Origin of the sequence: Ensifer aridi (assembly GCF_002078505.1) — a bacterium.
GTDB lineage: Bacteria > Pseudomonadota > Alphaproteobacteria > Rhizobiales > Rhizobiaceae > Sinorhizobium > Sinorhizobium aridi.
Window position 1 is genome coordinate 221,805 of the sequence record NZ_LUAV01000022.1, and the last position, 11,466, is coordinate 233,270.

The following is an 11,466-nucleotide window of genomic DNA, read 5'->3' on the forward strand; positions in this document are numbered from 1 at the left end:
CTCACCGGACCTGGACCCTGGCCATTTCCTGACCGTCCGGGCTCATTACATGCGTCGAACACGCCAGGCAGGGATCGAAGGAATGGATGGTTCGGAGAATTTCGAGGGGCTGGATCGGGTCGGACATCGGGGTATCGATGAGCGATGCCTCGAAGGCGCCGATATTGCCTTCGGGGTCGCGCGGGCTGCCGTTCCATGTTGTAGGAACGACGCACTGATAATTGTCGATCCTGCCGTCCTTGATCTTGATCCAGTGCGCGAGCGCGCCGCGGGGCGCCTCGGTAAAGCCGACCCCCTTGACCTCCTTGGGCCAAGTTTCCGGTTTCCACTTGTCGATGTGGGCGGTCGAAGAGTCGCCGGCCCTGATGTTGGCGATCAGCTTGTTCTGGAAATAGCGCATCTGGTGGCCAGCCCAGCTCGATTCCAGCGCGCGCGCTGCGGTGCGGCCCAGCGTCGAAAAGAGCGCCGAGACCGGCAGGCCGAGGTCCGTGAGCACCTTGTCGACCGGATCCTTGAACTCCGCCTTGTTCTGCGCATAACCGATCACCCAGCGGGCGAGGGGGCCGACCTCCATGGCATGGCCGCGCCAGCGCGGCGCCTTGATCCATGAATATTTCGCAGCTTCGTCAAGCTGCTCGATATTCGTCTTGGTGCCCTTGGCGTTGGGGCCCAGTTCGTAGTGAGGCTCGGTGACGCCGTCCCAGGGATGGAGGCCCTTGGTCTCGTCGGGATATTTGTACCAGGAGTGGGTCACGAACTCCTGGATCTGTTCGGGGTCCGCATGGTCGACCGGATGGACTTCCGCGAGATTGCCGTTGACGATCGCGCCACGCGGCAGCTTTAGGCTGGCGTCGGAATGGTCGTTGGCATGTTCCGGCACGTCGCCATATGCCAGGACGTTTTTGCCCGATAGCCCACCGCCATAGAGCCAATCCTTGTAGAATGAGCCGATGGCCATGATATCGGGGACATAGACCTTGTTATTGAACTCGATGATCTGATCGATGATCAAGGTCACCAAGTTCAGCCGTTCCATATTGATCGCGCCGACGGCGCCTGTGCCGTCGATATTTATCGCAGAGGGCACGCCACCGACGAGCCAGTTGGGATGCGGGTTCTTGCCGCCGAAGATCGTGTGGATCTTGACGATCTCCTTCTGGAAGTCGAGCGCCTCCAGATAATGCGCCACCGCCATCAGATTGGCCTCGGGGGGCAGCTTGTAGGAAGCATTGCCCCAATACCCGTTCTTGAAGGGGCCGAGCTGGCCAGATTCGACGAACTTCCTGAGCCGGGTCTGGACGTCCTTGAAATAGCCTGGCGAGGAAAGCGGCCAGTCGGAGACTGATTGCGCCAGCGCCGAGGTCGCCTTGGGATCGGCCGAAAGCGCCGAGACCACATCCACCCAGTCGAGTGCGTGGAGATGATAGAAATGCACGATGTGATCATGCACCTGGAGCGCCAACTGCATCAGGTTGCGAATAGAGTTCGCATTGTCCGGAATGGTGATGCCGAGCGCATTTTCCACGGCACGCACCGACGTCAGCGCATGTGTGCCGGTGCACACACCGCAGATGCGTTCGGTAAAGGCCCAAGCGTCGCGTGGATCGCGGTTCTTGAGGATAACTTCGATGCCCCGCCACATCGTGCCGGTCGACACGGCGTTGCGGATGATGTTGTTTTCGTCGACATTCACCTCGATCCGCATATGACCCTCGATGCGGGTGACCGGATCGACGACGATGCGCTTGCCGGAATTATCGAGCGTAACGCCGTTCGGACTTTGACTTGTCACGTTGGTGTTCCTCCCCTGAGGATTACGCGTGGTCTTTTTCGCGCTTGCTGGTGACGCGCTTGACGGCAGTCACGGCGGCATGCGCGGCGATCGCGCCGCCCACAATACCGGCCGCGGTCAAACCGACCTTGTCGGCATTCGCCTCGATCCCGAACTGATGGAGGTTGGTCAGCCGGTCATAGAAGCTGCCATTGTCCCAGAAGCCGTCTTCCGAACAGCCAATGCAGCCGTGGCCTGACTGGATCGGGAAGGAGACGCCACCGTTCCAGCGGACAGTGGAACAGGCATTGTAGGTTGTCGGACCCTTGCAGCCCATCTTGTAGAGGCAGTATCCCTTTCGCGCACCCTCGTCGTCCCACTCCTCGACGAACTGGCCGGCGTCGAAATGCGGGCGCCGGTAGCACTTGTCGTGAATGCGCTGCGAATAGAACATCTTCGGCCGCCCCTGCCGGTCGAGTTCCGGCAGCTTTCCGAAGGTGGTGATGAAGGTGACGACGCCGGTCATCACCTCAGCGATCGGCGGACAGCCGGGAACCTTGATGATCGGCTTGTCGAGGATGACCTTGTCGATCGGCGTTGCTTGGGTCGGATTGGGTTTGGCGGCCTGCACGCAGCCCCAGGAGGCGCAGGCACCCCAGGCGATGATGGCAAACGCGTCCGCGGCCATCCATTTGAGCTTTTCGACGAATGGCCGTCCGCCGTCGATGCAGAACATGCCGTCCTCGTTGAGCGGCGGATTGCCCTCGACGGCGAGGATGTACTTGCCCTTGTACTTCTCCTTGGTCTCTTCGAGGATAGCCTCGGCCTGATGGCCGGCGGCCGCCATGATCGTATCATCATAGTCGAGCGAGATCATCGACAGGACCACGTCCTTGACCAAGGGATGGGCCGAGCGGACGAAGCTCTCCGAACAGCATGTGCATTCGAGGCCGTGCATCCAGATGACGGGCACGCGTTCCTTGGTCTCCAGCGCCATCGCCATAGCCCTCGCCGCTCCCGACCCGAAGCCGAGGCTTGCGGCCGTCAGGCTGCAGAACTTGGTGAAACTGCGCCGGGTAATCCCCTGGCGGCGAATGACGTCATAAAAGGTTTCGGCAGCTGCCATGTTGCTCCTCTAGCAATCCAATCCCCATCACACCGCCCGGATGGACATCGGGGGTCCGTCAGGAATGTTCGCAGCAAGAAGCGGGCCAGTTCTGAATCCCGAGGCCTACTTTCCTCCGAAAATTTCCGGGCTGGTCATACTTTTCTTCAAAAAAGGTATAACGACGCAGTCATGCTGAAGCCGATCGATCTCATGTATCAGACGATGCTCGCGGAGCTGGGACAGCGTTCGCTCGACGCGGCATGGTCCGCCCACTTTCCCCCCGATGGTCGCTTCACTCCTGTCACGGTGAAGCAGCGACGGTATTGGTACTTCGACCAGCCTGACGGCGAAGGCGGTCGCACATGTCGCTAAGTCGGTCCTGCGAACGATCCCGAAGTTGCAAAGCGTGTCGAGGAGTTCAAAGCGCAAAAGGCTGATCTTCGGGCATGGCGTCGAATAGTCTCCACCCTCACCCGCGAAGGCGGGATGGTCGCGCCGGAACCCAGCGCGCCTCTCAGCGTCAATGTCCAATGCACCTCTTTTACCCTTTTTAACGGTTTCGAAGTCCCGAGTTAACCGCGCGGATGACACTAACGGGCTAGCTCTTCTCGCTCGCAATCGGCGTCTGAGATCAGCGACTGTCTCCAAAACGGGTTATCGCTCATGATCGTTACCGCTCCCCGGAGCCGCCTTCACTCTACCTATCTATCTCGCGTGGCGGCCGAAGTCAGAACACGTGTGCAACTAAAGAGAAGTTGTCGTTTCATAGTACGGCTAGTCTATCCGGCGAGGGCCTTGCGGAATCTGACAATGATTAAGGCGGTCGTTGTGCAGATATCTGAAAGCGGTGCCCGAATAAGGACAAGCTATTCTGCAGTTCCAGATCACTTTTATGTCGTGCTCGGAAACTACGAATACTTTATGGGAGCAACTGTATTTCACCGCTCAAAGGATGAAATCGAGGTGGAGTTCATCAAATCGCAGCCTTCTCGTTTTGTTAACGTTCTTTCGCGTGTCCAGTTTCCACTCGCGACTATTCATGATCTGAAGAGCGTTCTTGAGGCCGACTAGTACCGCTTGTCGTGACCTTCAGCCGATATTGCCGCGCCGAGGACGCGGCTGATGCTTCCTCGCGGGAGGGAGCATTTCGGAGAGTGTGGGGGGTTGTGAGTTTCGGCTGGGTCGCGGGAGTCTGATGCGTTGGACATCCTATTGGTTGAAGACGATGATCTGGTCGCAAAAACGATCATCCACTCCTGGCCAGTGCCGGGAGACAATATCCATTTGCTTTCAAGCTACAAGCAGTGCCTGCGGACGATACACAGCGCGGAGATTAATTTCTTTGACGGTGCGATCGTTGACGTAAATTTGCCGGACGGGAACGGGCTAGAGATACTCCGCACGGTCAGGAGGCACTCGGATATCCCTCTGATCTTGATTTCAGGCATAGGAAGCCCAGAGAGTCGGGCAACCGCGTTGGATGCGGGCGCCGACGATTATGTAATGAAGCCGTTTTCGGTTCGTGAACTCCAGGCTCGCCTCACCCGCGTTGTGGCAAAATCGGGGAGCAAGCGCTTCGAGGTTCCTCCGGTCGAGTTGGCGATTGGAAGGGTTTGCTGCGACTTGACCAGGAGGGCCCTAATCTGCCGCGGCAAAACGCTGCCCCTTACCGATCTCGAAACCCGTTTGCTGTCAGAACTCAACAGAAACCTCGGACGGGCCTGCAGCAAATCGCAGCTTTCCAAGCATGCTTGCTTCCGGGAGTATGATCCGCGCGACAAGACGCTAGATGTGTACATCGCAAGATTGAGAAGAAAGATCGGTGAGTTGGATTCGAACAGTGTGGAGTATGTGCAGACGGTGCGTGGAGTCGGATATCGTTTACTTACGTCAATGGGGACGACTGCTACGTCAAACACGCCGAAATCCAAAGAATGAGGATCAAGGTGAAGGCGGTAATTATTGATGACGACCAGGAGATCTGCGAGCTTCTGCAATTCCAACTGCAGCACCTCGGAGTTGAGGCCCGTGCGGTTACAAAAGCCAGCGACGTGCTCGATGCTGTGAAGCAGGAAAGCCCCGATATTGTGTTTGTCGACATGTCTCTCGGTGAAGCCGATGGAGTTGATGTTTTCCATATGCTCCGGGACATCCGCTTTATGGGGGCTCTCGTCATCGTCAGCGGTCATCCTGAAAGCGTGCTTCGTCACGCGAGGGATGTTGCCCTTCGCCTCGGGCTGGATGCAAAGGCGCCACTGAAAAAGCCATTCCGGCTGCAAGATTTGAGACGTGTTCTAGACGAAGCGAGCAGTGGCCCATCGGCGAATTTCCCGCGCGTTTTGAAACCATGTCCCGAGGGGCTCTTACGCGAGGGGATTCGGAAGAATTGGCTCGAATTCTGGTTTCAGCCGAAGGTTGAGCTCAAGACTGGATGCCTCAGGGGGGCAGAGTGCCTGGCTCGAATTAGGCACCCCAGCGCAGGTCTGCTCTTTCCCGGTCAGTTCTTGCCCTCGGCTGACGACGACGATCTTCATGAACTCACCGTCAGGGCCGCGGAGGCCGCGGCAAAAGCCGCATCACTCGATTTAGGGGACGGTGTGCCGCTCCGTTTCTCGATAAATGTTTCCACCCGAAGCATGCAGCCGGCACTGATCTTGCAACTCAAAAAGGTTCGTGATGGCGCGGTTAGGCCCGTTGACCTGATCTTGGAGATCACCGAAAGCGACCTTGGTGGTGATAGTTCGGTCTGCCAAGCATTTGCAACACGCGCTGTCTTGCATGGCTTCAATATTTCAATCGATGATTTCGGTTGCGGTTACGCCACCTTTGAACGGCTGCGGCGTACACCCTTCTCTGAACTCAAGTTGGATCGATCTGTCGTAGCTGGATGTTCAGGCGACCGCGCTTTGAGAAATATCTGCGTTGCGACCATCCAGTTGGCCCACGGCTTTGACGCACTCGCAGTTGCTGAAGGCGTCGAGACTCAGGAGGATGCCGCCGTTCTTGCCGAGATTGGGTGTGACATCGCGCAAGGTTATCTCTTTGCACCCGCATTGCCTCTGGAGGAATTTGCGGCATACGTTCGATCCCCCATTGAAGCCCGTTACAAGACAAAATCGTAGTGCAGTCTCCACGCAAATCCTTAATCTGTGCAACCTGCTCCCCGTGATATTGGGGAGCACAAGTCCGAACCGCGTTCACAAACAACCTTGCACTCTCTTGCCTTCAAGTATCAGGCGCACCTTTGCAGCCAATTCCCTTGGTCGGTAAGGCTTGCTTAAAAAGTGGAGCCCAGGATCGAGCCCACCTTGATGAATTATGGCGTTGTCTGTGTATCCGGAAGTAAACAATACAGGTATTTTTGGTCGAAGCCTGCGAGCTTCCTCCGCCAGCTGACCTCCATTCAGACCACCTGGCATGATTACGTCGGTGAACAGAAGGTCGATGTCAGCGATGTCTCGCAGAATGTCCAGAGCCTCTTGACCGTTTCTAGCGGAAATGACCTGGTAACCAAGATTTTCGAGCTGCGCCGCTACATAGTTCAGGACCAGCTCATTGTCCTCTACTAGAAGAATCTTCTCCGTGCCTTGGGGCAGTGCGGCCTTCTCCGGACTCGATCTCGTCTCTTTCTCGCCCCGAACGGCTCTCGGAAGGTAAACCTTGACGGTCGTTCCTTGGCCGGGCTCCGAGTAGATCTTGACATGCCCGTTCGACTGTTTGGCGAAACCAAAGACCATGCTGAGGCCGAGGCCGCTCCCCTTCCCAGTCTCCTTGGTTGTAAAGAATGGCTCGAAGACGCGTGCGAGGATGTGGGGTTCCATCCCAGTCCCTGTGTCGGAGATGGCTACTACCACGTATTGACCGGGAGCAATGTCCGAGTTCCAATCCGCATAGTGTTGATCGAGACAAAGATTTCCGGTTTCAATCGTCAAACGTCCGCCGCGCGGCATCGCGTCGCGCGCATTAAGGCAAAGGTTCAGGATCGCAGCCTCAAGCTCGGACGCATCAACAAACGCATTCCAGAGGCCGGCTGACTGGATGAATTTGATTTCTATGTCTTCGGAAAGTGCTCGCCGCAGCAGACCGTCCATATCCTTCAGTAGCGAATTGAGATCGACCACTTGCGGCTCGAGAGCCTGCCGGCGCGCGAAGGCGAGCAGCCGATGCACGAGGTCAGCACCTCGTTGAGCGGCCGCTGAGGTCATTTCCGCGAGGCGGCGAAGGCTCTTGTCCTGGCTCAGCCGTTCGGCGAGAACCTCGGCGTTGCCCAAGATGACCGTTAGAAGATTATTGAAGTCATGCGCTACGCCGCCCGTCAGTTGCCCCACTGCCTCAAGCTTTTGAGCCTGCCTCAATTGCTCCTCAATCGCCAGGCGCCTCGTTATGTCCGAGTTGATCGAGAGGATGGATTGCGGACCAGCAGCACTGTCACCCATCAACGAGCAGCGAGCCTCTACGGTAATGCGGCTTCCGTCCCTGCGCCGTTGCACGATCTCCCCGCTCCATTCCCCAGTCGCCACGACAACGGCGACGTAAGCGAGGGGATTGGATTCATCGCTGTAAAGCAGTTGTCCAAGCGATTTCCCGACTGCTTCTTCCGCCGTCCACCCGTAGATCCGCTCTGCGCCCTTATTCCAGAACAGAATTCTATGGTCGATGTCATGCACGATAATCGCATCCCGAGCCATGTCGAGAAGCGCCGCCTGTTGCGCAAGCTTATCTTCCGCTGCCTTGCGTGCTGAAACATCACTCATACCACCTACGCATCGGACCGGCTTTCCATGGCGGTCGTAGATGATGTGTGCAGTATCCTCGACGTATGCAATCGAGCCATCGCCACGAAAGAACCTGTATTGATCCTCCCATGTTTGTTCCATGGAATCCATCGCCGCTTGAGTGGAACGTAATACACGCTCTAGATCGTCCGGATGAGTATGCGTCTTCCAAAATTCAAGATTGCGACGGCTTTCTTCGGGAGAGTGGCCGAATACTGCCTTGAGGCCTTCGCTCCACCAGATAGTATTGTTAACAACGTTCCAATCCCAAATCACGTCCGCAGTTACGTTTGAGACTGCGCGGAACAACTCCTCGCTTTCACGCATCTTCTGTTCAGCAGCCAGACGCTCGGTGACATCCAAGGCCATAATCAGCCTCGCACTTCGGCCTTCGAAGTCGAAGGCATGGGACGATATCTCTGCGAAGATGATCCGGCCGCCCTTGAGGCGATGCCGCCAGATGCTTGGCTGCTCGAGATCGTGGCGCCCGTTGGTTACACTTTCTAACAAGGCGGGCACATCTTCGGGTGGAAGAATGGCCCTGATGGTCATCTTAAGGAAATCCTCCCGCGAGTACCCGTAGCGGGCAACGGCAGCGTTGTTTACCATCAGGAAACGGAAGGTTTCGGTATCGTATACCCACATGGGTTGTGGGTGAGAATCGAATAGCTGTACGTAGTATGATTCACTTTGTTGCGGGGCGCTGCGGTTATCATGAGTTATTATCGTGGGTTGTACCATCGCGATCATACCAAGTTCATCTGCAGGTTAGGGCCTCCAGCCATCAAGCTTTGGCGGCTTCATGTCGGCGATCCTTACATCGGCGTCGAGATCGATGTGCGAGCCCATACATCTCGATCGGATTGGCCGTCCGAAAAGGTACCGGTGGGCTTTCTATGACCGTGTCCAGGAATTCGCGGGTCGAGCGCAGTTCGCCTTCGGGCCGCTTCGACCACGGCGGCAGAGACCGTCTGTTGTTTACGTCGTGTCCGTCTGCAGTCGTTTTCCCCGACATGACGGCGGCTCCTCCCTTACGACTGTTACCCTATTCACACGCACTTGCACACCAAATGTTAGAAGTCGTGAAGATGGTGCAACATCCAGATGGAAGCATCGTTAATTTCGAAATGGAGATCTCGATTGAAACAAGGTGGAAAATGATCCGCTCGCGCCCAGGCGCACACCCAAGCCTTGACTCATGGGCCTGTCCGACGCGGTTGTTTTGGCGCTATCCGCGGTCGCGCCGGCCAAAGTGCTGGTGGGTGAATGCTGTCGGGCGAATGACGCGACGTGTGTGCAATCCTGTTGGCGCACTGGCTGAGTAGGTCACTGTCTCCGCCGTGTGGAATGGCGGTCGGCCCATCTATTCCAGCTCTCACAGATGGCCACGCGTCCAATGATGCCGGGACCGTTCCAAGAGGATTTTCAGTGTCCTGATGACATCGGCCGCGCCCACCAGGGAGTCCCTGACCTCTTCGGCCGAAAGGTCGCGAGCGCATTCCGACGATATCCGGAGATCGGACGTCTCGTGCACGATGAGCCTCTACAGCGCCTGCTTGTTCGCGCTAGTCGCGGATAGTGTCTATCGCGCGGTCAAAGAGCCGACTTATCTACATAGTGTGTCAGTGCGAGCATTCGGGCAATCAGCCCGTGGCTGGCCGAGCACTCGCCCAACAACTGGGCAGTCGAGCCCTCAAGCCCAACCCACGTGCTTGCGCTTCGCCAGCTTCAGGAAAAGTCCAAACCAGAAGCGGTACTCTGGCGTGTCCACGCCGCGGTACGCTTCGAGAGCGCGGTAGGCGACCGACGTGGTGGCGTCTTTGCCGTGCTCAGCCACCGCTGCGTCGATAGCAGCTTCTTCGGTCAGGTCTCGCCATTCGATCATTAGCTGTCCTTCCTCTTCGACATGCTCTCTTTTGCGATCCGCCAAGCTCGGACACCTTCATCAGCCGAACTTCAGGCCCTTCTTCTTGCGAACAGCGGGCACCGATGCGGGTTTCCTTCCCAGCCCCGTGGCGCGTGCGAGTTCCGAGCGCTGTCGGGTATAGTTCGGAGCTGTCATCGGGTAGTCGGCTGGAAGCTTCCACTTTTGGCGATACTGCTCCGGCGTCAGACCGAACTTTGCCATCAGGTGTCGCCTGAGAGATTTGAATTTCTTGCCATCCTCCAGGCAGATGATGAAATCGTCTGTCACAGATTTCTTGATCGGGACTGCGGGGCGTTGCTCTTCGGCGGAGGGCTCGGTTTTGGATGGTCGATAACCCCCATCCAGCGAGTCATAGGTTTGCTGAATAAGATGGGGGAGCTCGGCGGCGGAAATGACATTGCGGCTCAAATAGGCGGACACGATGCGGCTGGTGAGCTCAAGTCTCCGTTCCGTTATATCTGGGCGCGATTCCGTCAATGATCTTCTCCGAAGCATGTCACTAATTGTAATCGATCCATGTAAAGAGCAGGTATTTCGGTCGGAAGGAAGGCGGGACGAGAGAAAGATGCTGATTATCGACAGCTTTTGCGGTCCTCTGTTCTCGTTTGCGATGGCGAAAACGGTTCGGGCCTCGACAGCGGCTCCGGCTTTCCGTCGTGGTCGCCTCGCATCCCCTGACTCCATCGGTATGAGGTATGCTGCAGGATCTCGTCTGCGCAGCCCTAGCCGGCGAGATAGGCATTTACTTTAGAGGCTCAAGGGGTGCGGTGGCGGCCCGCACGCTCGCGTCTGGCGTGCCAAGAAAAGGAGGCGCCCGATCGCTTGACGCTCATGCTTAAACAGACCGGCGACGTCCAGGTTCGGGTTCCGCGCCCGGCTTCTTCGTCGATGACTCGTTCTCCTATGAGCGCCATGATAGAACGGGGGAGGGGAGGTCCTGCCTGTGTGCCGTAGCGCACCGCCCGCACATCGGAGAGATGATGCGCCAGCCGAGAAGCTGACTGCGACGATGGGCTTCGGTTCGTGGCCACGTGGATAACAGGTTGAGCAGGACTGCAGCCGCCCCGCAGCGATCAGGCGCCGCGATGATTACGCGATATTCGAAAAGGTCATCCGGCCGGACCGGTAGCCGGTTCGGTAGAAAGAGACGCCGGCGAGGCTGACGAAATGCACGAGCGCCGGGCACGACACGTTCATCGACAGTCCCGGCAGACGGTGTCCGATACCATTCACGCCTTGCACAAGGAAGAACTCTCCTGTTCCGAGACCGCTCGCCGCACCTGGGGTCGGCCAGTTGCCAAATGGTCGACATTGGACGTGGGACCGGACCATGCAGGGCACACTGGAAACCTACGTCCAGCTTTTCGCACCCGCGATCCGGGCAAGCCGGATGGTTGGATTGACGATGCCGGGTTTGGTCGCAAATCGAACGTTCGCACGTGTCCTGTTCCGCGACCTTGACGCCGTCTGCAATGCCGTCGAACTGCCGTGCAGCAACGGCCAGGCGGAAGGCCACATCAACCGTTTCTAGATCGGGGGAAATGGAGTGCCGCTTCACCCGGAAAACATCAATAACCGGTTTAGCGACAAAAGTTTGTGGACAAGCCCCTAATTGGATTGAGCAGCGGCATGGTGGGCGGTGCCACCGCGCTTGCGTGGGCGGTGTGACAATCCAGGGGCGAGGGCTCCGCTCAACTGAAGGAGACCCGCCGCAGCGCCGCCAAGCATGGGAGAGAGGATATAGAGCCAGAGTTGATCGACTGCGGCTTCTCCTGCGAAGAGCGCCGGACCGAGCGAGCGGGCCGGGTTCACGGAAGAACCGGAAACCGTGATGCCGGCAAGATGGATCGCGACCAGGGTAAGGCCGATCGCCAACCCGGCAAGC

Annotated in this window: 11 protein-coding genes and 1 pseudogene; 5 read left to right on the forward strand and 7 right to left on the reverse strand. The window is 57.6% G+C overall.

The features are described 5' to 3' along the window. Position 1: 1 nt before the first annotated feature. Positions 2 to 1,792, reverse strand: coding sequence for a nickel-dependent hydrogenase large subunit (locus AYK65_RS20095; protein WP_081159975.1), 1,791 nt, complete (start codon positions 1,790 to 1,792; stop codon positions 2 to 4). Positions 1,793 to 1,814: 22 nt separating this feature from the next. After that, complete coding sequence (locus tag AYK65_RS20100; RefSeq protein ID WP_081159978.1) at positions 1,815 to 2,897, reverse strand: hydrogenase small subunit; 1,083 nt, start codon at positions 2,895 to 2,897, stop codon at positions 1,815 to 1,817. Between the two features lie 174 nt (positions 2,898 to 3,071). Here AYK65_RS20100 and AYK65_RS20105 point away from each other — a divergent pair. From AYK65_RS20105 to AYK65_RS20120, 4 genes and pseudogenes are all read left to right on the forward strand, one after another. Continuing rightward, positions 3,072 to 3,380: pseudogene (locus tag AYK65_RS20105) on the forward strand (nucleotidyltransferase family protein); the annotation flags it as partial. A 309-nt stretch (positions 3,381 to 3,689) separates the two neighbouring features. Continuing rightward, on the forward strand, positions 3,690 to 3,950 hold the full coding sequence (locus tag AYK65_RS20110) for a hypothetical protein (RefSeq protein WP_081159981.1): 261 nt from the start codon (positions 3,690 to 3,692) through the stop codon (positions 3,948 to 3,950). Between the two features lie 129 nt (positions 3,951 to 4,079). Beyond that, the gene (locus AYK65_RS20115) at positions 4,080 to 4,817 is read left to right on the forward strand and encodes a response regulator transcription factor (RefSeq protein WP_081159983.1); all 738 of its coding nucleotides are present in this window, start codon (positions 4,080 to 4,082) and stop codon (positions 4,815 to 4,817) included. Then, complete coding sequence (locus tag AYK65_RS20120; RefSeq protein ID WP_081159987.1) at positions 4,814 to 6,001, forward strand: EAL domain-containing response regulator; 1,188 nt, start codon at positions 4,814 to 4,816, stop codon at positions 5,999 to 6,001. The genes AYK65_RS20115 and AYK65_RS20120 overlap by 4 nt, the downstream gene beginning before the upstream one ends. 75 nt (positions 6,002 to 6,076) lie before the next feature. Here AYK65_RS20120 and AYK65_RS20125 read toward each other — a convergent pair whose 3' ends face one another. The 4 genes from AYK65_RS20125 to AYK65_RS32515 all read right to left on the reverse strand — a co-directional run bounded on the left by AYK65_RS20125 (position 6,077) and on the right by AYK65_RS32515 (position 10,823). Then, the gene (locus AYK65_RS20125; RefSeq protein ID WP_081159990.1) at positions 6,077 to 8,404 is read right to left on the reverse strand and encodes a PAS domain S-box protein; all 2,328 of its coding nucleotides are present in this window, start codon (positions 8,402 to 8,404) and stop codon (positions 6,077 to 6,079) included. 943 nt (positions 8,405 to 9,347) lie between these two features. Continuing rightward, positions 9,348 to 9,539 carry a hypothetical protein gene (locus tag AYK65_RS20135; RefSeq protein ID WP_081159993.1) on the reverse strand — a complete coding sequence of 64 codons (192 nt, stop codon included), beginning with the start codon at positions 9,537 to 9,539 and terminating at the stop codon, positions 9,348 to 9,350. Between the two features lie 60 nt (positions 9,540 to 9,599). Beyond that, on the reverse strand, positions 9,600 to 10,058 hold the full coding sequence (locus AYK65_RS20140; RefSeq protein ID WP_081159995.1) for a Ros/MucR family transcriptional regulator: 459 nt from the start codon (positions 10,056 to 10,058) through the stop codon (positions 9,600 to 9,602). Between the two features lie 612 nt (positions 10,059 to 10,670). Next, the gene (locus tag AYK65_RS32515; protein WP_172402037.1) at positions 10,671 to 10,823 is read right to left on the reverse strand and encodes a hypothetical protein; all 153 of its coding nucleotides are present in this window, start codon (positions 10,821 to 10,823) and stop codon (positions 10,671 to 10,673) included. Positions 10,824 to 10,911: 88 nt separating this feature from the next. Between AYK65_RS32515 and AYK65_RS32775 the strand changes: the two genes are divergently transcribed. Beyond that, a complete protein-coding gene (locus AYK65_RS32775) occupies positions 10,912 to 11,112 on the forward strand; it encodes a hypothetical protein (RefSeq protein ID WP_081159998.1) in 201 nt (66 codons plus the stop codon). 77 nt (positions 11,113 to 11,189) lie between these two features. On the opposite strand, the gene AYK65_RS20150 is transcribed toward AYK65_RS32775, so the two are convergent. After that, a partial coding sequence (locus AYK65_RS20150; RefSeq protein WP_172402038.1) for an aquaporin occupies positions 11,190 to 11,466 on the reverse strand: 277 nt, incomplete at its 5' end.